This window comes from Agrobacterium larrymoorei (assembly GCF_013322225.1).
GTDB lineage: Bacteria > Pseudomonadota > Alphaproteobacteria > Rhizobiales > Rhizobiaceae > Agrobacterium > Agrobacterium larrymoorei_A.
This window is the reverse complement of the sequence record NZ_JAAMFB010000027.1, coordinates 203,368-225,960: the sequence shown is the minus strand read 5'-3', so window position 1 is coordinate 225,960 and position 22,593 is coordinate 203,368. Positions and strand designations below refer to the sequence as shown.

The window sequence follows — 22,593 nt, the reverse complement described above, 5'->3', positions numbered from 1 at the left end:
CTGTTTCATAATATATTCGCGCGAAAAAGAACCAATGAAAAATGATATCTCCATAGGGAGAACTCAGTCAGGGGAGGAAAGTGACATGCACGCGCCGCGCGTCTTCATCAGCATGATCTGTGCCCTGATGGTGTTTGCGGTTGCGACATATTTTATTCACGGCTCGTTTTACACCGCATTTATCCAGACCCTGATCTGTCTTGTGATTATCCAGATCGGATATTTTGTTGGAGTGCTCTTTCTGGTTTCGCGCGAAAAGAAGCTTATGCGCAAGACGCTGGAGTTCCAGCGTGAAGTATCGCCAGCGCCAGAACATTCAGCAGCGGAAAATATTTCGTCCGTTCCGCGACATCATCCCAAGCTTACCGATATCTGATCGACGCCATCTCGCTTCCTGATTTTTTGCAGGTGCGAAATAAAATTGATCGTTCCTTATCCCTGACATTTTCTGTTTCCAAAAGTCACTTCGGCAACGAAGCAAGGGAGCAGGCATGACATTCGGTTCGAATTCCATTTGCGTGATCATCGCTGCAAAGAACGCCTCCGACACGATTTCAACGGCTATATCATCGGCTTTGGCGGAGACTGAGGTCAGCGAAGTCGTCGTGATCGATGACGGTTCGACCGACGCGACTTCCGCGATAGCCCAAGCCTGCGATGACGGGAGCGGTCGCCTTAAGGTCGAACGTTTCGATGTCAACCGTGGACCTTCGGCTGCCCGTAACCACGCTATTGCGATTTCGTCGGCTCCGCTGATCAGTATTCTGGATGCCGATGATTTCTTCTTCAAAGGGCGCTTCACCGCAATGCTGGCGGATGACGACTGGGATCTCGTTGCAGATAATATCGCTTTCATTCAGCAAGGTGTCCAGCGAGCATCCTCCATCACGCCGGATCGTTTCGCACCCGACCATCAGTTTCTAAACCTCACCGAATTCGTTGAAGGCAACATTTCAAAGCGCGGATTAGAGCGTGGAGAAACAGGGTTTCTCAAGCCCGTTATTCGACGTTCTTTTTTGGAACAGCATAATTTGCGGTATGACGAGCCCCTCCGGTTAGGTGAGGACTATGAACTCTATGTCCGCGCGCTTGCATGCGGAGCACGCTACAAAGTTATCCGCAATTGCGGTTACGGGGCGATCATCCGCGGTGATTCGCTTAGCGGACGACACAGGACTGAAGACTTGCGGCTCCTTTACGAGGCAGACCGAAAAATACTGGAGGACTACTCACTTACCGCACCGGAGATAGCCATTCTGGAAGAGCACGAACGGCACATCCGCCAAAAATTCGAATTAAGAGACTTTCTGGACGCGAAGGCTAAAGGTGGCCTGGGCGGCGCGGTGAGCCACGCACTTGCACGGCTACCGGCTGTGCCAGCCATCACAAGCGGCATATGGTTCGACAAAACCGCCCGGCTTCGCAAGAAGCCACAACAGCCCGCCGATATTCGTTATCTGCTGAAGGGAACGCCGCTACCGTCATAAGGTAGCGGCTATCCTAAGCATGTCGCAAATCTGCACAGCGGTTTGCGATAAAGATATGGTTTAGCTTAAAGATAATCACGCCTGATCGTTTCGATCACTGTCTGGAAGCGTTCCTTGCGCTCCTCGAGGCGGCCGTCTGGGCTGAGGCGTGGTTCTGCGCGGCTCGCCTGCCACAAGGCAAGACTGGACGGAGCGGCAAGCACTTGCTTGGCAAGCTTTCGTAGCGGGCGCTGAGGCTCAGCACGAACCAGAACGTCCCCGTCGTCATGATGCTCAATGGCCGGGCGATCCACGATTTCCGCTGGTGCAGGTGGTGGGAAGCTCATGCCCCAGAACTTCGAACCTTTCTTCGCCGCCTCGGCACGGGTTGAAACGGGTACGTAGCGCGGTTCGTATTTCACGCCGACGCTACCGGCCCAGTCGCTCCATTTGAAGCTGTTGATAGACGTAGACGTGCTGACAGCGACCCACGGCACGCGGAAAGCGTCTGCCAGAATCGCGCCATGCATGGATTCGGCGACGATGAATTCCGACTGAGCAATGTGCTTGATTACTGATTTGGCCTCACCACGAGGATCGAGATAAGTCAGACCGGATGGCTCGCAAACCGTTTCCCACATGCCGAACTCCGCCGATTCCCAATGCGGAACGAAGGTCTTCTTGTGGATTTTCGTCAGGTTGCGAAACTCCGGCATTTCCGTGACCATCACTGCGGGGTCAACGATGCCCATTTCGGCGGGTAATCCAAGCTTTGCCGCAGTCATTTCACCGCGCACGCAACGGATATCCCACAGCGACGTATCGGACGTGTTTGGCACTGCACCGTAACCATAGCCGCTACCAACGACGAGTTTTCGCTGACCGGGCGGGAAGAGAACGTCATTCAACACCGTGCCGACGCCAACGAGCAGAACGTCGTGATGCACATCGCGAAGGCCCGGCAACAGAAAGTCCCAGAGCCAGAGATTGAGGTCATCGCCGAAGTTACCGTGATGCGATTCCCAGTGATATGGTTTCATGGATCACTCCTGAATAAAGTTTAAGACCGCAAGGCAGCTCACTTCGGCCGTGCAAATTTTCCGGCACCCAGCTCGAAAGCCGCTCTTAAAATCGCCGGATCGCGCATCATCCATTTAAACAGTAGCCCGAATTCCGGCGGCTTCCGCCGTTTCAGATTACCCGCCTGGCTCCACAAAGCCTGCTTGCGCGCCGTGTTTTTGTAAGATGCAATGGACGCTACATCCGCCGGGCGTTTGGCAAAACGTCCCTGCAACGTATCCAGCGCCACCCAGGTATTGAATTGCTGGCGCAGAAACTCTGGTGAGGTGTTGTCGATACTATGGAAGATGTTGACACCCATGCCACGCGCAGCGCCCGCATCGTCGCAAAGCAGTGAACGTTTGGATGCAAGGATGCAGTCGCAAAAGAACAATACGTCTTCCGCTGCCAGTCTCAGTGCCGGATCGAATCGAACTTTTTCAAACAGTGGCCTGGCGATGACCATGCAGGAAAGATGCAGGAAGCTCCAGTTGCGCAGCATGACGCTGGCCAGATCCGGTAGCTCGATCACCTTTGGAGATTCGGAGAGCCGGGTGGCACCTTCGTTTTTCTCCAGTTCGGACATGGCGAAGTGATAATAGAATTCGTCGCTTGCCTGCATCGACGCCCAATAGCACTCACCTCCGAAGCTATCGAGACTGTGCTCGGCATTCTTTAGATGATCTGGTGTCCAGATGTCGTCTGAATCGAGGAAGGCGACATAGGTCGTTTCCGCTGGCACATTATCAAGCCCGGTGTTACGCGCACCACCCGGCCCACCATTCGCTTGGCTAATGACCTTGATGCGGTTCCGCTGTGCTTCGTCCAGCTCATTCAGTTCATTTTCAATAGGATAAGGCGACTCGTCATCCACGATGACGAGGTCGAAATCCTGGCAGGTCTGGGAGAAAACGGATACCAGTGCTCGGCCAAGTACGCCGTGCTGTTTTTGATAGTATGGAATAACGACTGTAAATTTCGCCATTGTTTCGCCCCTTGTTCTGATCAAGAAGTGTCGGGCCCGCTAAATGACGCGGCCCCGATGAGTGGCAATTCTCCCCGCCAGCGATACCATTCGCTGGCCTCCAAATATAGGAAGCACTTATGCCTCCAGCCCCGAGCGTCAAGACAATTACGGCCAATGTCGGCTGGAGCGTGCTATCAAAGACAGGCACATTCGGGCTTAAATTTGTCACGGTGCCGATTCTCGCGCGTTTGCTGACGCCAGAAGAATTCGGCGTTGTAGCCGTTGGCCTGACGGTCGTGCAGTTTTTGACGATGATCGCCGGTGCCGGCCTCACCTCCGCGCTGATCGTGGAGAAGGAAGAGGATATGGACACGATCCATACCGTCTTCTGGGCCAATCTTGCGATTTCCTGCACCATGGCCGCTATTCTCTACTTCGGTGCGGAGTTCTTCGGTGGCCTGTTGGGCGCTGTCGAGAGCGCTTATTTGCTACGAATCATGGCCTTCCTCATTCCGCTGCAGCTGGCGGGGGACGTCGCATACTCGCTCCTGGCGCGACGCATGAATTTTAGCAAGGACGCAATATGGAGCATGGCGTCCGAAAGTGCGGCGGCGATTATTGCGGTCGTGCTGGCTTTTGCAGGATTTGGTGTCTGGGCGCTTATCATCCAGTTGTTCGCCGCAGCGCTGATCAGGCTCGTCGGCCTGTACGCAGTCTCACGTTACATGCCCCGTTTGGTCATGAAACCAAAGCGGTTGGTACCTTTGCTCGGCTTCAGCTCGGGACTGATGGGTTCGGAAATTGCCAACTTCGTTACCTTCCAGTCGCCCATGGTCATCATTGCCCGCTATCTTGGCCTTGCGGATGCCGGTGCCTATTCGGCATCGAACCGTTTCGCCAGCATTCCGAATCAGGTCGTGCTGTCTGCCGTCATGGGTGTGCTTTTTCCCGCCTTCAGCCGAATGATGGACGATAAGCAGCGACGTCGAGACGCGCTGATGTTCAGCACGCAGGTTTTGACGGTAATCCTCGCGCCGATGATGTTCGGGCTTTGGGCCGTCGCAGAACCGGCGATGCTGGTGATCTTCGGTCCGAACTGGGCCTATGCGTGGCCGGTGCTGGGGCTGCTTGCTCTTTCCAAGGCGATCCTGACGCCATGCAGCACCTTCATCCCCTATCTGAAGGGTGCAGGCTACGGACGCGTACTCTTCTGGTCCGCAACGATTCGCGCCATTGTTACAACCGTCGCGGTCTGGCTGGCGGCGATCTATGGAACGTTGATCGAAGCCATGGTCTGGCTGTGTATCGTAAATGCCGCGACGTTGATTGCCTATTCTTGGGCGGTGTTTAAAGCGAGCGAAACGCCATTTTTCCGCGGTCTCTACACCAGCAGCCGCCCTATGATCGCTGCCTTCGTGATGGCTCTGGTGGTACGTTACATCCTTACTCTCGCAGAACCGAGCCTGCCCCACGCCTACATGCAGGTTCTGGTCGGCGGCGTTGCGGGTGGCGTGATTTACGGCGTGCTCATTCTCCTAACGGAACGCACACTCTTGGAGAAAATTCTGGGCCTCGTGAAGAACAGGAAATCCGAAAACGCGACCGTCACAGAGCCAGCATAGAAGCTTCGCCTTACTTTTGACACGACTTCGACCGGTTTTTGACATCGCCACTAAAAATTCAGTGGCGAAATCGCATGAATATTTTGCACTGCAACATATTCACCGATGCGGTGGTGTAAAATTTCCCGCAAGGCCCATGTGACGACCATTCTACAAACCGATTTAAAATCAAATCTTTAATCGGCATCGATCGTTACGTAAGGCTCCTCTCCAGACATTTACCCCTCACATTTCGAGAGCCATTTTTTCTGCGTCGCCACATTTTACCCTCAACTCAAAACCAGACTTTCGGTCACGGGCTCAAGTTCGCTCTGTGTGAAACGCGGTGTAGGGGAGACACCGCCCAACTAGGGTAACTGGTGTGACTGTTGATCAGAACCTATCTTCCCGTATCAATTTGATGCGCATACTTTTGATATCCGGCATTGTGTTTGTTCACGTGCCACACAATCCTGAAACCAGCCCATTTCTGGGTGTCTATGGTTTCTTCGACTGGCTTCGTGTGTTTCTCGGCGATGCGCTATTTCGCATCGGCGTGCCATGTCTGAGTGCTATTTCCGGCTATCTGCTGTTCCGCAGGGGCATGAAAGCGTTCGACTACACAGCCACGATCAAGTCCAAGACGAAAACGGTGCTGCTTCCATTCCTTCTTTGGAATGGAGCGCTGTTTCTGGCTGTCCTGCTTATTCAGCGCGTTGGCCTAGGGGTTGGGTATTTTCCCGATCTTTGGAATGCCAGCCCTCGCGAGATGATCAGCCACGGTGCTGCTATAGAAGAGCTGCCGGTCAACGTACCGCTTTATTTTCTACGCGATCTTTTCGTTTGCATTTTGCTGTCGCCATTGCTGGCCTTCTGCGTAAAGCGCTTCGCTCTGCCGACGCTTGCCGCGCTGCTGGTGATTACCGCCGTGCCGGACCTCACGATCTTCATCGTGCAGAAAAAATCCATTCTCTTCAGCTTCACTCTGGGCATCGCGCTAGCTTTGCATCACGTTGACCTGAAGAAACTTGATCCGCACGCCGGGAAGCTCGCGATCATGACACTCGCTACCGCAGCGATGCTGGCGACGGGTCTCTACTTTACTGGCCCCGAATTCACCTTCGAGCTGAACATGCTGCGGAACCTGCTGGCCGTATTCGGAGCAGTCGGCTTCTGGGTCGCCTCCTCCATTATGGTGGAAAACCGGCTCGGTCAGCGCCTTTCGAAAACCGGCAGCCTTAGCTTCTGGATTTTCTGCGCCCATTACCCCTTGCTTGTCATCATGTGGATGATTTGGAACAGGGGCGGCCCTGATTTTTATCCTGCGTTTTATCTTGGTGCCGTTCTGCTGACTTTCGGCATCCTGATTTTCAGCAACGCTCAGGTTCGCGCCAGAATGCCCACAGTCTACGCGGTATTGACGGGCAGTCGCAACGGCAAACCGACACCAGTTCATCAAAGCGTACCGGCTGGGCAGGCCTCTCGAAAGCCCTCCGCCGACGCCATTTATTCGCAACGACAGAGGTGACCTTATGACCTGTTTCACCCGCGTTCAGTCGCGCTTCCTGACCACTGCAATTCTCGCTTTAAGCCTCGGCGCATCCTCTGCGATTGCGCAGGAAAGCAATGGCAAATCCTTCATTGAGAAGTTTGACAGCATGGACCGTTCCTTCTGGTACGTGTCCGATGGCTGGAACAACGGCCCGCATCAAAACTGCACATGGTCAAAGAAGCTCGTGAAATTTGAAGACGGCAATCTTCAGCTCGGTTTTCAGGAGGGTAAGGCGGGCGACCGCAATTATTCCTGCGGTGAAATCCAAACCAAGGGCCGCTATCGCTACGGCACCTACGAGGCGCGGATCAAGACGGCACCCGGTTCTGGCCTGAACTCCGCCTTCTTCACCTATATCGGCCCCACCGACAAGAAGCCGCATGACGAAATCGACATGGAAGTTCTGGGCAAGAACAGCAGCCAGGTGCAACTCAACCAGTATATTTCCGCTAAAGGCGGCAACGAGCAGCTGGTGGATGTTCACGGTGGGGCCGATAAGGGCTTTAACGACTATGCCTTCGTTTGGGAACCACAAAGGCTGCGATATTACGTGAACGGCAAGATGGTTCACGACGTGACCGACCCATCAAAAATTCCGCAGAATGCGCAGAAGATTTTCTTCAGCCTCTGGGGCACGGACACACTGAAAAGCTGGATGGGCAAGTTTGATTACAGCGGCCCAACCACGATGTTGGTCGACAGGTTTGCCTTCACCGCACTTGGCGACAAGTGCCAGTTTCCGGAATCCGTCGCCTGCGTTTCGAACTGAGGTGGAAAACAAAACGTCATGACCCACATTCTCTACCTCGCACATGACCTAGCCGATCCGGCCATCCGCCGGCGCGTCATGACGTTGCAAACCGGCGGCGCGATCATCAGCCTTGCAGGCTTCAAGCGGGGCGAAAACGCATTGGCGAGCGTGGAGGGTCTGACACCTGTCATTCTCGGCGAAACGGCAGATGGTCGTTTCGCACAACGAGTCATGTCTGTCGTGAAGTCGAGTATCGCGCTTAGTGGCCTACTTGCGGCCGTTCCCAGACCCGATGTGATCATCGCCCGAAATTTAGAGATGCTGGCGCTGGCGCGTCGGGCGAACGCAATTTATGGCGGAGACGTTCCGGTCGTCTATGAATGCCTCGATATTCACCGTCTGCTTTTAAACGATGGACTTCCAGGCAACCTTCTGAATTCGGCGCAACGTTATTTCGCAAGAGGTGCACGACTGCTCATCACCAGTTCGCCTGCCTTCGTGGAGAATTATTTCACCCCGCGCTCCAATCTCGATCTTCCAGTGATGTTGCAGGAGAACAAGGTGTTGATGCTTGATGGCATCGACGCGGCAATGCCCGCGCCTCGCGTGCCAGAAGCTGACGAGCCATGGAAAATCGGCTGGTTCGGTGCTCTTCGCTGCCGAAAATCCCTTAGCATTCTTGCCGATTTCGCCCGGCGTATGGATGGTAGAGTCGAGATCATTCTTCGTGGACGTCCTGCCTATTCCGAATTCGATGACTTTGACAGTTTTGTTGCCAGGGCTCCGCATGTAACCTTTCACGGCCCCTACAAGAACCCGGAGGATCTGGCCTCGATTTACAACGAGGTTCAATTCACCTGGGCAATCGACTTTTTCGAAGAGGGCCAGAATTCCAGCTGGCTGCTTCCAAACCGGCTATACGAGGGTTGCCTCTATGGCACCTTGCCGATTGCGCTCGAAGGAACGGAGACAGCCCGCTTCCTGCAAAAACGTGACATCGATCACGTTCTGCCGGTCGCCAATGCTGAAACATTGGAGGCCCTTTTCCATGGCATGACTGAACAGGTCTATCTTGAGTCTTTCGCTTCACTGATTGCGATAGATCGCCATCAGTGGATTACCGACCAGAACGATTGCGACGAACTTGTTCGCAAACTGCACTCGCTCGCCGCACCGCGCAACACGCGTGCAGTGGAAGCAGCGCTTTCGACGGTTTGACAGGGGAACGAGATGAAATTGCAGCCAATTCCCGATGTAAAGACGCTGATCGTCATACCGTGCCTCAACGAGGCCAAGACCATTGACGACCTTTTGCTAAAATTTTCGGGCACGCTGAACAGCACTGCAGATCGCATCGTGGTCGCAGATGGCGGCAGCACCGATGGCACACGCGATATCGTCGCGAATTTCTCCCGGCAGGACCCGCGCGTCATTCTTCTTGCGAACCCCAAGCGCATTCAGAGCGCGGGCATCAATCTCGCCGTCGAGATGTTCGGCAAGGATTATGATTATTTCATACGCATTGATGCACATGGCGATTATCCGAACGATTATTGTCATTGTCTGTTGGAAGACGCGGTGAAAACCGGGGCGGATTCGGTGGTCGTCGCCATGGACACCGTCGGCCATAGCACTTTCCAGAAGGCGACTGCCATCGCCCAGAACTCGAAGCTTGGCAATGGCGGATCTAAACACCGTGCTGGTGCCAAAGGCCATTGGATCGATCATGGCCATCATGCGTTGATGCGCGTCGCCGCTTTTACCGCTGTTGGGGGTTATGACGAAAGCTTCAGCCATAATGAAGATGCCGAACTTGATCATCGTCTACGCAAGTCCGGTTTCCGTATCTGGATGACTGACAAAACGCGCATGACCTATTATCCTCGCGCCAGCGTCACGCCATTGTTCAAGCAGTACCTCGCCTATGGCCGCGGTCGTGCAAAGAACCTGCTGAAGCACCATACCGTACCCAAAATTCGCCAGATGATACCGCTCAGCGTGTTACCAGTCGCAGTGCTTGCGCTTTTCGGTGTGTTCCACTGGGTAGCGCTCGTGCCGCTTTGCCTCTGGATCGCCGCATGTCTCGGCTACGGCATGTGGATGGCTATTGGCCAGAAGAATTCATACGGCCCGTTGGCGGCAGTCTCCGCCATGATCATGCATCTGGCATGGTCCACTGGATTTTGGCTGGAGCTTTTCAGTTCTCTCGGCACGCCTGCGCCATTTACGAGAAAGGCTGTTTCATGACTTTTGCCTCGCACCCCATCCGAGTCGATATCGGCATCTGCACCTACCGCCGCCCGGCGGTGGTGGCGACGTTGCTTTCACTGTTCGAACTGGATGTCCCAGAAGGCGTCCATGTCCGGCTGATCGTCGCGGATAACGACGCTGAACCATCTGCGAAGGACAGCATAGACCGCCTGCGCGAGACTTCACCCTTCGAGATTAACTACATTCATTGCCCGAAATCGAACATTTCGATTGCGCGCAACGCCTGCCTTTCTGCCTGCGAGGCCGATTATCTGGCTTTCATCGATGATGATGAGACCGCGTCGCGTGAATGGCTGGCAGAGCTTTTGAAGGTTGCACAGGAGACCGGGGCGGAAGCTGTGCTCGGTCCAGTGACCGCGATTTACAAGGACAGCACCCCCGGGTGGATGAAGAAGGGCGACTTTCATTCGACATCCCCCGTTTGGGTAAACGGCGAAATCATCACTGGCTACACCTGCAATACGCTGCTACGCATGGACGCGCCCTCGATAGAGGGACGTCGATTTGCACTCTCGCTTGGTCAGAGCGGCGGAGAAGATACGCATTTCTTCTCGCACATGCACGCCGCGGGCGGTCGCATTGCCTTTGCGGAAAGGGCAATGCTTTCTGAACCCGTACCGGAAACTCGCGCCAGCTTCATGTGGCTCGCCAAGCGTCGTTTTCGCTCGGGCCAAACCCATGGACGTCTTCTTGCCGAAAGAAAGCCCGGGCTTCGCCGCCTGCCCCAGATTGCGGCGGCAATGGCCAAGATAGCTTATTGCGGATTGGCGATAGTGCTTGCAGCATTCAATCCGGTTCGCCGAAATCGCTCGGCATTGCGGGCGGCACTGCACATCGGCTCGCTCAGTGGTGCCTTCGGGGTACGCGAAATCCGCCAATACGGCACCGTGGAGGCCGCATGACCCCACCCATCGCGCAACCGGACGTCAGCTTCGTCATCGCCGCATATAATTCCGCAGAAACGATTGTCCTGGCGGTTGAAAGCGCGCTTGCGCAGGAAGGCGTGACGCTGGAAGTGATCGTCGTGGATGATCGCTCGGTTGATAACACACGCGAGATCGTCACGGCGCTCAGCGAGCGCGAACCCCGTGTGCGCCTAATCGCTTTGGAGAATAACCTGGGGCCCGGCGGCGCTCGAAACGCAGGAATCGACGCTGCATCCGGTCGCTGGATTGCGGTACTCGATTCCGACGACATGATCTACGCACCGCGGAGCGCACAAATGATTGCGCGAGCAGAGAGTGCGGGCGCGGAGATAGCGGTCGATAATCTCGACGTCGTTTACATGGACGGACGCGCCAAAGACACGATGTTCTGCCCGAAGTTTCTGGCGGACACGGCAACGCTCTCACTCGAACAATTCATACGGTCGAACATCCTGTTCAAATCCACTTTCAATTTCGGCTACATGAAGCCGATGTTCCGCCGGGATTTTTTGGAAGCGCATGCTCTGCGTTTCCGCCCGGACCTACGTATCGGTGAAGACTACCTTCTCCTGGCTTCTGCCCTTGCTGTTGGCGGCCTTTGCGCTATCGAGCCCTCCCCCGGCTACGTATACAATATACGCGAGGGTTCGATCTCCCGCGTGCTGGAATTGAAGCATGTGGACGCCATGATCGCCGCCGATGCCGAATTTCTCGCAAACTACACGCTTCTGCCTGCCGCAATGGACGCACAAAGGGAGCGCAGCCGAAGCCTGATCGAAGCCAGGCATTTTCTCATGCTCGTGGACAGTATCAAGCGCCGCTCCATTTCCGGTGTGATGCGCACTGCTTTGCGAGATCCGGTGGCATTGCGGCATTTGCGTATGCCCATCGCCGTCAGGCTGAAAAAGATGCGCGATGCGGTTTTCACATCGGGCGTGCAGACGGGTGCGAAAAGACAAACTTCGTGAATTTCATAAGGACTGATTTTCCGTATTTCAAATCAAGGAGAACGCCGTGGACCTAAAGAACACCGTTAGAAAAGCAGTTATCCCTGTTGCAGGTAACGGAACACGCTTCCTGCCCGCCACCAAGGCCATGCCGAAGGAAATGCTGACAATCGTCGACCGGCCCGTCGTGCAATACGCCGTCGACGAAGCGATGCAGGCCGGCATCGAACACATCATTTTCGTGACCAGCCGCAACAAGACCGCTATCGAGGACTATTTCGACAGCGCGCCGGAACTCGTCAATACGTTGACCAAATCCGGCAAGACGGTGCAGATTCTCCAGCTTGAAAAAATGCTGCCTGTCGCCGGAACCGTGAGCTACACCCGCCAGCAAGTCCCCCTTGGCCTTGGTCACGCGGTATGGTGCGCGCGCGAGCTCGTCGGCAAGGAGCCGTTTGCCCTTCTGCTGCCGGACATGGTTTCCTACGGTGCACGCGGCTGCATCGCAGGGCTGATGGAGCTTTATGAGGAGGTCGGCGGCAATATCCTCGGCGTCGAAGAATGCCTCCCTGAGGAAACGTCTTCCTATGGTGTCGTTGGCGTCGGCAATCGCGTCAGCCACGGCTTCCAGGTGACAGAAATGGTCGAGAAGCCGGAACCATCTGCTGCCCCGTCCAATTATTACCTGAATGGCCGCTATATTCTGCAGCCAGAAATCTTCGACATTCTCGCCAAACAGGAACGCGGTGCAGGCAATGAAATTCAGCTAACAGATGGCATGAAGCGCCTAGCCGAAACCCAGCCGTTCCATGCACAGAAGTATACAGGGCGCACGTTCGATTGCGGTAGCAAGCAGGGCTTTATCGCCGCCAACGTCGCATTTTCGCTCATGCGCTCGGACATGGAGGCTCAGGTTCTGGCCTCCATCAAGGAACTGGTTCTGACCCATGAAAGCCGTGTGAAAGCGGCCTGAAACTAGAAACAGCGGGAGGCGGGAAGGCGGTAGATGACTGCCTTCCCGCGCGCCGTTTAAAAATCACAAGGTGGTCCATGCACCAAAAGACCTTTAGATCGAATGTAAATTTCCCGGGCTCCGATAAGGATTCCGATACATTTATCGACCTCGACCGCCTTTGGGCCGCCGTGGTGCGCCGTGCCAATGTCATCGCCGCCTGCGTTGTTGCAAGCATGGTGCTGGCAGGGCTCTACCTCGTTCTTGCGACGCCCGTCTATACGGCGATGACGCAGGTTCTGCTAGATGAGAGCCTGTCCCGTTATGCGGAAGAGGAAAGCCCAGTACCCGCCGCTCAGGTTATAGACAACCGCATCGCCAGCGCTGTCGAAATCCTGAAATCGAAGGAGATGGCCCTGAATGTCGTAGACAAGGCGAAGCTCGATGAAAACGACACCATCGTCAATCCGCCGATGTCGCCGATCGATCTGGTCAAGTCTTCCGTTAAGGGTGTCGTCGATCTGCTGACGCCAAATTCGCCGCCTGCCTCCGAAGAGGCCATGCGCAATGGTCGCCGCGAAAAAGCCGCCGCCGTCATTCAGCAGGCTTTGGAGGTGGAGCGCGTCGGACGAAGCTCCGTAATCGCGATTTCGATCCGCTCAACGGATCGTCAGCTAGCGACCAACATCGCCAAGACCTATGCTAATTCGTACCTGACGGAACAGCTTGATGCTAATTTCAATGCCTCGGAGCGCGCTTCTGTCTGGCTTCAGGAACGCTTGACCGATCTCAACCAACGTTCGCAAGCAGCCTCCCTCGCCGTGGAAAAATACAAAGCGGAGAACAACATCGTCTCGTCCCGTGGCGAGTTGATGTCCGAAGGTCAGCTTGCTGACCTGAACGGTCAGCTGATTGCTGCCCAAGCGGATGCCGCGACAGCACAGGCCCGTTACAGCCAGTACAAATCGATCATCGATCAGGGTCCGGACAATGCGGTGAACAACGCCGTCGTCTCAGCCCGCGATACGGATAACACCGTCATTCAGGATCTTCGCAAACGCTACATCACGATCTCCGACCGTGAGCGCGGGGTTATACAGCAGTTTGGCAAAGACCATCCGCAGGCCGTCGCGCTGGCAAGCGAAAAGAGTGACGTTGCACGCCAGATTTATCAGGAACTGCAACAGCTCACCGGCAGCTTCAAGAACGAGTTCGACGTCACGCAGTCCCGCGTGGAATCGCTGCGCCAAAACATCGACCGAGTGGCCGGACGCAACTCCGAAGCCAATATGACGATGGTCAAGCTGAGGGAGCTTGAGCAACAGGCTGCGGCTTTGAAGACGCTATACGAATCCTACCTTGGCCGTTTCGAAGAAGCATCACAGAAGCAATCCTTCCCGATCGCCAAGGCTCGCGTGATCTCGGAAGCTGGTCTGCCAACCTCACCTTCCAGCCCGAAGAAGACCATGACGATGGCGCTTTCCATCGTACTCGGCCTGATGCTCGGCGGTGGTGTAGCGGCAGTTCTGGAATTCCGTGACCGTTATTTCCACACGGGCAACGACGTGCGCGACAATCTTCGCATGCGCTTCCTCGGCTACCTTCCCTTCATCGGTGAAAAGGGCGTGGAGACCGCGAAGGCGGAAACCGGTGCCGCAACGCCCGAAATTCCTGACACCAACATTGAGGATAACGGTCAGGTCTCGTTCCAGAAAATGTTGCGGCTTGCCGTGGACAGCCCGCGCTCCAGCTTCACTGAGACGTTGCGCAACGTGAAGCTGACGGCGGATGTGGTGATACAGGAACGCCAGTGCCGGGTGATCGGTGTCATCTCCTGCCTGCCGAATGAAGGTAAATCGGTGGTCGCACTGAACCTCGCAGGGCTCATTGCCACGACGGGCAAGCGAACGCTTGTCGTTGATGCCGACATCCGCAATCCGGGCCTCAGCCGCATGTTGACGACGCGCCAGTCGGCAGGTCTGGTCGAGGTGGTACTGGATGAGGTTCCGTGGACCAAGGCTGTGAAAGTCGACAGCCGCACAAAAATGGGCATCCTGCCGGTTTCGACCAGCAACCAGTTCGCCCATTCCAGTGAGCTTCTCGCTTCGTCCGGCATGCGCAAATTCATGGATTCTGCGCGCGAGGCCTGCGATTATATTATTGTCGACCTTGCGCCGGTCGTGCCGGTTATCGATGCGAAGGCTTTCGCCTCGCAGGTTGATGGTTTCGTATTTGTGACGGAATGGGGCAAGACCCCGATCCAGATGGTGCAGAACCTGATGAACCACGAACCGGAGATTGCGCGCAAGACGCTTGGCATCGTGCTCAACAAGACCGACATGACGGAATTGCAGCGCTATGCCGGTCCAGGCGGCTCCGAGCACTATCACGAGCAGTTCTCCGCCTATTACGGAGATGCCAAAAAGCCTGTGCCGGAAACGGCCTGATCCACGTAATCGAGATGCCCGCCTTGAGCGGGCATTTCTTTTCAATGACTTCGCCAAATCAAGGGTAGATTTCGAAGTCGTTTTCCGCATTGATATCCACTCGAAAGATATCAAAACAGGAAACTCGTTCATGCCCTCCCCCATCGCATTCGTTTCTCGTACGACCGAAGCCAACGAAGCAGAATGGATCGAGGTGTTGTCGGCAGCCATGCCAAGCGAGACGATCATCTCCATCAAGGCGATGACGGATGGGCAGCGCTCAACCACAGAAATCGCCATCGTCGCCAACCCCGATCCCGCACATCTTGCGAAGTTGACGAACCTGAAATGGATTCACAGCCTTTGGGCAGGCGTCGAGCGTCTGGTTGCTGAACTCGGCACGCAGGCGCCGCCCATCGTGCGCCTGACCGACCCAGAATTGACCCGGGTGATGGCGGAGGCTGTGCTTGCATGGACCTATTATCTTCACCGCGACATGCCTGCCTATCGGGAGCATCAACAGAAAGCTCTCTGGAAAGAACTGGAGTACAGGCACCCGCAGGACGTAACCGTGGGCCTGATCGGTCTCGGCACGCTGGGCACAGCCTCAGCACGGAGACTGCGCGATGCGGGCTTCAACGTCATCGGCTGGAGCCGCTCGCCGAAGACGATTGAAGGTGTCGAGACGACACATGGCGATGGTGGTCTGAATGATCTTCTGGGAAAAAGCGATATCTCGGTTTGCCTGGTTCCATTGACGGCTGAAACGCGTGGACTGATCGACGCCAAGCGGTTGACTCATGTGAAACAGGGTGCGGCGATCATAAATTTCGCGCGTGGCGCCGTAATCGTCGCGAAGGATCTCATGGCAGCATTGGATGAAGGGCGCATCTCCCACGCCGTGCTCGATGTGTTCGAGCAGGAACCGCTCGATGCTGCCTCCCCCTTCTGGCAGCACCCGAAAGTGACCGTGCTTCCGCACATTTCCGCTCCGACGAACCGGAAGACGTCCGCAGGCATCGTGGCGCAGAATATTGAGAATTGGCGCAATACTGGAGAATTACCAGCAACCGTGGACATGACCCTCGGATACTGAAATCATTCTTCATAACAACGAATTCGCAGGATGCGCATTACGCATCCTGCGTCAGGCCCTGGTCGCCTGCTCTATCGCAAAGCGCACGTCGCTTTCGTTGTAAGGCTTGCACAAGAGCACAGAACCGGCTGGCGCGTTGTTAGGCAGGAAATTATCGCCCGTCGCGAAAACGATGCCGATTTCCGGCATTCGCTGCTTGATAAGCACCGCCAGGTCGGCCCCGCTCATGTCCGGCAGACCGACATCGGTCACGAGAACATCGACCTCTTCCCGCTCCAGAAGGTCGATTGCCTGGGTGGCGTTGGCAGCCTCGAGAACAGAGTGTCCAACTTCAAGCAGGATATCGGTCGTGTTCATCCGGATCAGCTCATCGTCTTCGACCAGCATAACACGAACGGCATTCTGGTTGCGCATTCTTGCGATCGTTTCGTTGACCGAAGGTGGCTCGTTAGAGCGGTCTCGACCAGACTCTGCTCTCTGTTTCTGGTTTGCGATAACGTGGCGAAGCCGTCTTGCCAGGGCTTCACGGGTGTAAGGCTTGGAAAGCAGCTCCACGCCCGCATCCAGCTTGCCGCCATGGACGATGGAGTTTTCCGTATAACCGGAAGTGAAGAGGATGGCGAGATGCGGCAACCGCTCCTTGGCACGCCGCGCCATTTCACTGCTTTTCAGAGGGCCGGGCATGACCACATCCGTGAAGATGACGTCGATGGGAATACCGCTTTCCGCAACGGTCAACCCAGCCTGCGCATCACGTGCCGTCAGCACGCGATAGCCTAGATCGGTCAGGACTTCCACGACGGTACCGCGGACTTCATCGTCGTCTTCCACCACCAGAATCGTTTCCGAACCGCCGACGACAGGGCCATTATGGATGACGATTTCCCGATCCTCGTCGGACATGGAACGCGGCAGATAGACCTTGACGGTCGTGCCCTGCCCGAGCTCGCTGTAGATTTTAACGTGACCACCGGACTGCTTGACGAAGCCGTAGACCATGGAGAGGCCAAGCCCGGTCCCCTTGCCTTCTGGCTTGGTGGAGAAGAATGGCTCGAACACCTTGTCGAGAATTTCCGGTGCCATGCCGGAGCCGGTATCCGTTACCGCCAGCATGACATACTGTCCCGGTTCGACCTCTGCATGGCTGCGCGCATAGTCCATATCCAGCGAGGCGTTGCCGACCTCGATGGTGAGCTTGCCTGATCCGTCCATCGCATCGCGGGCATTGATGGCGAGGTTCAACAAGGCATTTTCGACCTGGTTCGGGTCGGCATATGTGTTCCACAGACCGCCAGCCGTGATGACCTCGACCTCCACCGCCTCTCCCAGCGAGCGCCGCAAGAGATCGTCCATGCCTGCGACGAAACGACCGACATTGATGACCCGTGGCTCCAGTGCCTGACGACGCCCGAACGCAAGAAGCTGGCTGGCGAGTTTCGCACCACGGCTCACACCCGCCAATGCATTGCTGACGCGCCGCTCGGCCCGTTCGTTTCCGGCCACATCTTTGGACAGAAGCTGGAGATTACCCGCGATGACCTGAAGCAGGTTGTTGAAATCGTGCGCCACGCCGCCGGTCAACTGACCGATGGATTCCATCTTCTGCGCCTGTTGCAGCGCCTTTTCCGTCTGGCGGCGCTCGGCGATTTCCTTTTCGACGCGGGCCTCAAGCCCTTCATTCAACTGGCGAAGCTGTTCTTCCGCACGAATGCGATGACGGATTTCGCGTTCCAGATTGGCCGCATGTTCCTTGAGCGATGCTTCCGCCGTTCGATGCTCGGTGATGTCGGTGTGGATACCGACCCACTCGACGATGGTGCCAGCACCATCGATGATGGGCACGGCGCGGATGGCGAATGTCCGGTAGATGCCGTCACCCCGGCGCACCCGGTGCTCCCACACGTAGGTCGCCTTGGCCGCGACCGCCTTGTTCCAGCTGTTGATGGAACCTTCGCGATCTTCCGGGTGGACTGCCTCGGACCAGCCGAAGCCCTGATATTGATCGGCACTCTGCCCGGTGAGAGCAGACCAGCCCGGCTGTTCTCCCAGCATCCGGCCATCCGGGCTGTTGGTCCAGAGAACACCGTGAACGGCCTCAACGGCGGCCCGGAACCGATTGTTGCTGAGGATAAGATCAAGCTCGGCGCGTTTGCGTGTCTCGATATCGATGACGAGAATATAGCTGCCATCGATTTCGCCACTCTGCGTCCTGCGCGGAACATAGCGGATTTCAGCGGCCCGTAGATTGCCGTCGGGACGCTTTATCTGCGTGTCGGTGATCACGCTTTCGCCCGCCAAGGCCTTCTCTATGAATGGTAGGCGCTGACGATAGAACTCCTCGCCAACGATATCGAGGACGCGACGGCCAATTACATCTTCGGGCGCATGACCAAACCATTCGATGTAACCTTGATTGGCGAACCGGTACACATGATCGCGGTCGATGAAGCCGACCAGTATCGGCAGCGCAGCCGTCAGGCGGCTCAATTCCTCGCGGCTTTCCGCCAGAGCCTGAATGGCCTTTTCCTTCTCGGTGTTTTCCAGCACCGTGCAAAGAACGCCTTCAACGATAGCGTGGTCGTTGTAAATGGGCGTGTAGAAGAGGTCGAAGACTACTTCCTCGGGTTCGCCGTGGCGACGAAGAACCATTTTCTGATCGCGGAAGGCTTGCACTTCGCCACGAAAACCTGCCTCGAGAACTTTCTTGTTCCAGTCCCAGATTTCCGGCCAGGTCCCTGGGACAGTGCCGCCAAGGGCTGCGGGGTGATAATTTCCAGCGATCTCCACGTAACCGTCATTATAGATCATGACGTGGTCTTCGCCCCACATCAACACCTGTGGAATGGGCGAATTAACGACGGAATTCACCTTCAGGCGCAGAATGTTGGACCATGTGGATCTGCATCCCAACGAGGTTTTCGACCAGTCGAAGGCACGCACCAGGGCACCGGTTTGGCCACCACCGATTGGCCAGTGGGAAGAAACGTCCATATCAGTCATGCAAGAATCACCAACAAGAGCAGGGCCCTGTCCACAGCAGCATCGTTTGAATGCCCATTCATTCGAATAGGCTTATCAAGCTTTTTTTGTGTTATTGCGCAAGAGGCATAACGGGTTTGTCATGAAGGATAACTTTCAAACCACTTGATAATGCCCTTGGCAGCCGCTTTTCCCGTCGCAAAACATGCAGTCAGCAGATAGCCGCCGGTCGGTGCTTCCCAATCCAGCATCTCCCCTGCTGCAAATGTGCCGGGCAGCACTTTCAGCATGTAGTTCTCGTCAAGTGCGCTCCATGTAATGCCTCCCGCACTGGAGATGGCTTCGTCGATTGGGCGTGGTGACTGCAATCGAAGCGGAAGCGTCTTTATGAGTGCCGCGATCTCTTCGGCAGATTTTCCCACCAAATTTGGTTCACATTCCCGCAGCAAGGCGCTTTTTACCGGCGACAGACCTGCCCCTTTTCGCAGGCGGTTGGACAGGCTCTCCTTTCGAGACTGACGGTTCATATCTCTGGAAAGCCGATCTACTGACCTGTCAGGAGCGAGATCGATAGTAATCGTTGTGCTTCCTTCGATAGCAATCTGGTCTCGCAGAACGGCGGAATGCGCGTAGACGACACTGCCCTCTACGCCATGTTTCGTAACAACGAATTCTCCTTCGAAGCGACCGGCAGCAGAGGTCGTTGCCACGGATTTCAATGGCTCGCCCGCAAAGCGCTCGCGAAAATAATCGCTCCATGCAACGTTGAACCCGCAATTGGCAGGCTGGAAATCATCGATCTCAACTTGCCTCTCGCGGAGCCATGGCACCCATGCCGCCGTTGAGCCCAAGCGTGGCCAGCTTGCCCCGCCAAGAGCCAGAATTATTGCATCGGCTTCAATCCGTTGCCGACCATCCGGTGTCTGGAAAACCAGCGCATCACTATCATAGCCAAGCCACTGATGTCTGGTTCTGATCTCCACACCCAGCGCTTCCAGCCGGTGAAGCCAGGCTCGCAGGAGGGGTGATGCCTTCATGACCGTCGGAAAGACACGTCCAGAGGTGCCGATGAATGTTTCCTGCCCGAGATCCGCGACCCAAGCCCGAAGCATTGTGGGCGTAAAATTATCGAGTGTGTTGTCCAGACGCTCCTTAGCGCGTCCGAAACGGGAGGTGAAACGAGCGTAATCTTCCGCATGGGTGATGTTGAGCCCCGATTTTCCCGCCATCAGAAATTTGCGCGCAACCGTTGGCATCGCCTCGTAAAGCGTTACTGCGACACCAGCCTGAGCCAGCGTTTCTGCAGCCATGAGCCCGGCTGGTCCACCGCCGATGATTGCCACTTGGCCGTACTGCATACGCGAAAACTCCCTATCTTTTTACAGGCCCTCTTATAGAGATTGCCTTGCCCGGTATATGCGATATTGAAGCAACATGTTCACGCTTACCCGCACCGAAACCTTCTCGCAGGACATCAAGAAAAGCCGCTTCGTTGCCTTCGCCTCCCCCGCGGCCAACGAAGACGCCGCAAAGCGTTTCATTGCCGAGAATTCGGACCTTTCGGCAAATCATAATTGCTGGGCGTGGCGCACAGGGCAGACCTATCGCTTCAGCGATGATGGAGAGCCTTCCGGCACAGCGGGAAAGCCTATCTTGCAGGCGATCGACGGCCAGTCCCTGGATTCGGTTGCGGTCGTGGTCATTCGCTGGTTCGGTGGCATTCTACTTGGAAGCGGTGGGCTTATGCGCGCCTATGGCGGTACGGCGGCCACCTGTCTCAGAAATGCGGAAAAAGCCGAAGTTATTGCGATGTTCGCAACGAGTATCGCATGCGGATTTTCCGATCTTGCGCTGGTAAAGGCGAGGTTGCTTGCCATTCCACACCTTTCCATCGATAGTGAAAATTTCACCGCCTCCGGGGCCGACCTCCAGCTTTCTCTTCCCAGCATAGAGGTGGAGCGGGCAGCGCAGATGATCAGCGACATTACCAGCGGACGTGTGACGATGGCGCTGCCGGACCAATGAAATCCGTGACGCTGGCGAGCGCGTAAAAACATTGGTAAGAGGCATCATGTCGTCCGAGCTTGCAAACCTTATCTACAATCCGCCGATGGAGCCCTATATTTCGATCATCCATCGCGATGACGATCTTATCGTGCTCGACAAACCGAGCGGCCTGCTGTCAGTTCCGGGGCGCGACCCGGCGCTGCACGATAGCCTGATGACCCGGGTGCAGAAACAGTTTACGAAAGCATTGATGATCAACCGGCTGGATAAGGATACGTCCGGCATCGTTTTGATGTCCCTGAACCGCAAAGCCCATGCGGCAATTGCATCCCAATTCGAAAATCGCACCACCAGAAAATCCTATATTGCCGTGGTGTGGGGCACAGTCGAAGGTGAGGAAGGTCTCATCGATCTTCCCTTAGGTAGCGACATCGAGAACAAACCACGCCATCGTGTCGATCATGAGAATGGCAGACCTTCTCAGACGGAATGGCAGGTGCTGGATCGCGCCGCAAATGCGACACGGCTGCGGCTTCATCCTCTAACGGGGCGCACACACCAGCTTCGTGTCCATATGAAAGCAATGGGTCATCCAATATTGGGAGATGAATTTTACGCGGAAGGCGAAGCATTGGCAGCAGCAGATCGACTTCTGCTGCATGCGGAAGAACTAGGCTTGCGCCATCCCGACGGGCGCGACCTGACCTTCCATATCCCCTGTCCGTTCTGAGGCGACCATGGAAAGAAAAGACGAAAGCTTCATTGTCGATTTCGTTGGTGGAGCAGTCGGCCATCGGCTTCGTTCTGGCGAAGGGCGCGGGCAGGCTCTGCCGAAAGCGGCGGGGTTCAGCAAAGGCCGTACGCCTAAGATCGTGGATGCAACGGCAGGATTAGGCCGCGACGCCTTCCTTCTGGCGTCACTGGGTGCCGAGGTAACGCTCATCGAACGCTCGCCGGAAATGCATGCACATCTTGCCGAAGGTATCGAACGGGCAAAAAACGAAGGCGAAATTTACAAGGAAATCGTTTCGCGCATGACGCTGCTTCACGGCGATTCTCGCGAACTTCTAAAATCCCTGCAGCCGGAGGTGATCGTTGTCGACCCCATGCATCCGCCAAGGCAAAATACGGCACTGGTGAAAAAGGAAATGAGGGTTTTACGGGATGTCGTCGGTTCCGATCCTGACCAGACCGAACTTATGGAAATCGCGCTTGCCAGCGCCAGCAAACGCGTCATTCTGAAGTGGCCTCTGAGGGCTGCGCCTATGGCGGGAATTCGCAGCCCCTCGCACCAGATCATTGGCAAGAACACGCGCTATGACGTGTTCATGATTTTCAAGGACGATCTCCCAGAAGATTAGCGAAAGACTGCCTTGCGCTGAGCATTCATCAAGAGTTCATGACGGGAGGCAAATTCTCCGAAAAGCTTGCGCAATCGAATCTCCTCCGCTTCATCCAGCCGGTATCTGCGGCAAAATTCCACGACACTGAGTACAGGCTTGATTTCAGTTGCCTCAAGCTCGGTATTATCCAAAATTTGCATGACGTCTCCTATCCGACGACATGAAACGCCGGAGGGAGTTTTCAGTTCCC

20 protein-coding genes are annotated in these 22,593 nt (G+C 55.8%); 15 read left to right on the top strand and 5 right to left on the bottom strand.

Annotated features, from left to right (window positions below):
* Nucleotides 1-34 precede the first annotated feature (34 nt).
* Together G6L28_RS17500 and G6L28_RS17495 are read left to right on the top strand one after the other, a co-directional pair.
* Nucleotides 35-376, top strand: a complete 342-nt coding sequence (locus tag G6L28_RS17500) for an exopolysaccharide production repressor protein (protein WP_234902620.1) — start codon at nucleotides 35-37, stop codon at nucleotides 374-376.
* Nucleotides 377-491: 115 nt separating this feature from the next.
* Nucleotides 492-1,487: a glycosyltransferase family 2 protein gene (locus tag G6L28_RS17495; RefSeq protein ID WP_174065099.1), complete on the top strand. Its 996-nt coding sequence runs from the start codon at nucleotides 492-494 to the stop codon at nucleotides 1,485-1,487.
* A gap of 65 nt (nucleotides 1,488-1,552) precedes the next feature.
* On the opposite strand, the gene G6L28_RS17490 is transcribed toward G6L28_RS17495, so the two are convergent.
* On the bottom strand, nucleotides 1,553-2,506 hold the full coding sequence (locus G6L28_RS17490) for a polysaccharide pyruvyl transferase family protein (protein ID WP_174065098.1): 954 nt from the start codon (nucleotides 2,504-2,506) through the stop codon (nucleotides 1,553-1,555).
* A gap of 38 nt (nucleotides 2,507-2,544) precedes the next feature.
* Entirely contained in the window at nucleotides 2,545-3,510 is a 966-nt protein-coding gene (locus G6L28_RS17485) for a glycosyltransferase family 2 protein (RefSeq protein WP_174065097.1), read from the bottom strand.
* Nucleotides 3,511-3,629: 119 nt separating this feature from the next.
* On the opposite strand from G6L28_RS17485, the gene G6L28_RS17480 reads away from it, so the two are divergent.
* The 10 genes from G6L28_RS17480 (at nucleotide 3,630) to G6L28_RS17440 (ending at nucleotide 16,014) form a co-directional block, all read left to right on the top strand.
* Nucleotides 3,630-5,114 (top strand): lipopolysaccharide biosynthesis protein, encoded by a 1,485-nt coding sequence (locus G6L28_RS17480; RefSeq protein WP_174065096.1) that lies wholly within the window; start codon nucleotides 3,630-3,632, stop codon nucleotides 5,112-5,114.
* A 400-nt stretch (nucleotides 5,115-5,514) separates the two neighbouring features.
* Nucleotides 5,515-6,621: an acyltransferase family protein gene (locus G6L28_RS17475; RefSeq protein ID WP_174065189.1), complete on the top strand. Its 1,107-nt coding sequence runs from the start codon at nucleotides 5,515-5,517 to the stop codon at nucleotides 6,619-6,621.
* Between the two features lie 4 nt (nucleotides 6,622-6,625).
* Nucleotides 6,626-7,414 carry a glycoside hydrolase family 16 protein gene (locus tag G6L28_RS17470; protein ID WP_174065095.1) on the top strand — a complete coding sequence of 263 codons (789 nt, stop codon included), beginning with the start codon at nucleotides 6,626-6,628 and terminating at the stop codon, nucleotides 7,412-7,414.
* Nucleotides 7,415-7,432: 18 nt separating this feature from the next.
* Complete coding sequence (locus tag G6L28_RS22930) at nucleotides 7,433-8,614, top strand: glycosyl transferase family 1 (protein WP_234902619.1); 1,182 nt, start codon at nucleotides 7,433-7,435, stop codon at nucleotides 8,612-8,614.
* Between the two features lie 12 nt (nucleotides 8,615-8,626).
* Entirely contained in the window at nucleotides 8,627-9,643 is a 1,017-nt protein-coding gene (locus tag G6L28_RS22925; RefSeq protein WP_234902618.1) for a glycosyltransferase family 2 protein, read from the top strand.
* Nucleotides 9,640-10,569 (top strand): glycosyltransferase, encoded by a 930-nt coding sequence (locus G6L28_RS17460; protein ID WP_174065094.1) that lies wholly within the window; start codon nucleotides 9,640-9,642, stop codon nucleotides 10,567-10,569. Before G6L28_RS22925 ends, G6L28_RS17460 begins: the two co-directional genes overlap by 4 nt.
* On the top strand, nucleotides 10,566-11,561 hold the full coding sequence (locus G6L28_RS17455) for a glycosyltransferase family 2 protein (protein ID WP_174065093.1): 996 nt from the start codon (nucleotides 10,566-10,568) through the stop codon (nucleotides 11,559-11,561). Before G6L28_RS17460 ends, G6L28_RS17455 begins: the two co-directional genes overlap by 4 nt.
* A gap of 46 nt (nucleotides 11,562-11,607) precedes the next feature.
* A complete protein-coding gene (locus G6L28_RS17450) occupies nucleotides 11,608-12,513 on the top strand; it encodes a sugar phosphate nucleotidyltransferase (RefSeq protein ID WP_174065092.1) in 906 nt (301 codons plus the stop codon).
* A 77-nt stretch (nucleotides 12,514-12,590) separates the two neighbouring features.
* On the top strand, nucleotides 12,591-14,939 hold the full coding sequence (locus tag G6L28_RS17445) for a polysaccharide biosynthesis tyrosine autokinase (RefSeq protein ID WP_174065091.1): 2,349 nt from the start codon (nucleotides 12,591-12,593) through the stop codon (nucleotides 14,937-14,939).
* Between the two features lie 130 nt (nucleotides 14,940-15,069).
* Nucleotides 15,070-16,014 (top strand): 2-hydroxyacid dehydrogenase, encoded by a 945-nt coding sequence (locus G6L28_RS17440; RefSeq protein ID WP_174065090.1) that lies wholly within the window; start codon nucleotides 15,070-15,072, stop codon nucleotides 16,012-16,014.
* Nucleotides 16,015-16,065: 51 nt separating this feature from the next.
* On the opposite strand, the gene G6L28_RS17435 is transcribed toward G6L28_RS17440, so the two are convergent.
* Complete coding sequence (locus G6L28_RS17435) at nucleotides 16,066-19,014, bottom strand: hybrid sensor histidine kinase/response regulator (protein ID WP_174065089.1); 2,949 nt, start codon at nucleotides 19,012-19,014, stop codon at nucleotides 16,066-16,068.
* Nucleotides 19,015-19,133: 119 nt separating this feature from the next.
* On the bottom strand, nucleotides 19,134-20,351 hold the full coding sequence (locus G6L28_RS17430) for a TIGR03862 family flavoprotein (RefSeq protein WP_174065088.1): 1,218 nt from the start codon (nucleotides 20,349-20,351) through the stop codon (nucleotides 19,134-19,136).
* A 76-nt stretch (nucleotides 20,352-20,427) separates the two neighbouring features.
* Between G6L28_RS17430 and G6L28_RS17425 the strand changes: the two genes are divergently transcribed.
* From G6L28_RS17425 to G6L28_RS17415, 3 genes are read left to right on the top strand one after another with little or no spacing between them, the layout of a single operon-like run.
* Nucleotides 20,428-21,018, top strand: coding sequence for an IMPACT family protein (locus tag G6L28_RS17425; RefSeq protein ID WP_174065087.1), 591 nt, complete (start codon nucleotides 20,428-20,430; stop codon nucleotides 21,016-21,018).
* A 46-nt stretch (nucleotides 21,019-21,064) separates the two neighbouring features.
* Nucleotides 21,065-21,730 carry an RluA family pseudouridine synthase gene (locus G6L28_RS17420; RefSeq protein WP_174065086.1) on the top strand — a complete coding sequence of 222 codons (666 nt, stop codon included), beginning with the start codon at nucleotides 21,065-21,067 and terminating at the stop codon, nucleotides 21,728-21,730.
* Nucleotides 21,731-21,737: 7 nt separating this feature from the next.
* Complete coding sequence (locus G6L28_RS17415; RefSeq protein WP_174065085.1) at nucleotides 21,738-22,361, top strand: class I SAM-dependent methyltransferase; 624 nt, start codon at nucleotides 21,738-21,740, stop codon at nucleotides 22,359-22,361.
* Here the strand turns inward: G6L28_RS17415 and G6L28_RS17410 are convergent.
* Complete coding sequence (locus G6L28_RS17410; RefSeq protein ID WP_174065084.1) at nucleotides 22,358-22,543, bottom strand: hypothetical protein; 186 nt, start codon at nucleotides 22,541-22,543, stop codon at nucleotides 22,358-22,360. The genes G6L28_RS17415 and G6L28_RS17410 overlap by 4 nt on opposite strands.
* Nucleotides 22,544-22,593: the final 50 nt, after the last annotated feature.

Coding starts and splice junctions, on each gene's coding strand:
- G6L28_RS17500 (WP_234902620.1), top strand. CDS start 35: ATGAAAAATGATATCTCCATAGGGAGAACTCAGTCAGGGGAGGAAAGT.
- G6L28_RS17495 (WP_174065099.1), top strand. CDS start 492: ATGACATTCGGTTCGAATTCCATTTGCGTGATCATCGCTGCAAAGAAC.
- G6L28_RS17490 (WP_174065098.1), bottom strand. CDS start 2,506: ATGAAACCATATCACTGGGAATCGCATCACGGTAACTTCGGCGATGAC.
- G6L28_RS17485 (WP_174065097.1), bottom strand. CDS start 3,510: ATGGCGAAATTTACAGTCGTTATTCCATACTATCAAAAACAGCACGGC.
- G6L28_RS17480 (WP_174065096.1), top strand. CDS start 3,630: ATGCCTCCAGCCCCGAGCGTCAAGACAATTACGGCCAATGTCGGCTGG.
- G6L28_RS17475 (WP_174065189.1), top strand. CDS start 5,515: ATGCGCATACTTTTGATATCCGGCATTGTGTTTGTTCACGTGCCACAC.
- G6L28_RS17470 (WP_174065095.1), top strand. CDS start 6,626: ATGACCTGTTTCACCCGCGTTCAGTCGCGCTTCCTGACCACTGCAATT.
- G6L28_RS22930 (WP_234902619.1), top strand. CDS start 7,433: ATGACCCACATTCTCTACCTCGCACATGACCTAGCCGATCCGGCCATC.
- G6L28_RS22925 (WP_234902618.1), top strand. CDS start 8,627: ATGAAATTGCAGCCAATTCCCGATGTAAAGACGCTGATCGTCATACCG.
- G6L28_RS17460 (WP_174065094.1), top strand. CDS start 9,640: ATGACTTTTGCCTCGCACCCCATCCGAGTCGATATCGGCATCTGCACC.
- G6L28_RS17455 (WP_174065093.1), top strand. CDS start 10,566: ATGACCCCACCCATCGCGCAACCGGACGTCAGCTTCGTCATCGCCGCA.
- G6L28_RS17445 (WP_174065091.1), top strand. CDS start 12,591: ATGCACCAAAAGACCTTTAGATCGAATGTAAATTTCCCGGGCTCCGAT.
- G6L28_RS17440 (WP_174065090.1), top strand. CDS start 15,070: ATGCCCTCCCCCATCGCATTCGTTTCTCGTACGACCGAAGCCAACGAA.
- G6L28_RS17435 (WP_174065089.1), bottom strand. CDS start 19,014: ATGACTGATATGGACGTTTCTTCCCACTGGCCAATCGGTGGTGGCCAA.
- G6L28_RS17430 (WP_174065088.1), bottom strand. CDS start 20,351: ATGCAGTACGGCCAAGTGGCAATCATCGGCGGTGGACCAGCCGGGCTC.
- G6L28_RS17425 (WP_174065087.1), top strand. CDS start 20,428: ATGTTCACGCTTACCCGCACCGAAACCTTCTCGCAGGACATCAAGAAA.
- G6L28_RS17420 (WP_174065086.1), top strand. CDS start 21,065: ATGTCGTCCGAGCTTGCAAACCTTATCTACAATCCGCCGATGGAGCCC.
- G6L28_RS17415 (WP_174065085.1), top strand. CDS start 21,738: ATGGAAAGAAAAGACGAAAGCTTCATTGTCGATTTCGTTGGTGGAGCA.
- G6L28_RS17410 (WP_174065084.1), bottom strand. CDS start 22,543: ATGCAAATTTTGGATAATACCGAGCTTGAGGCAACTGAAATCAAGCCT.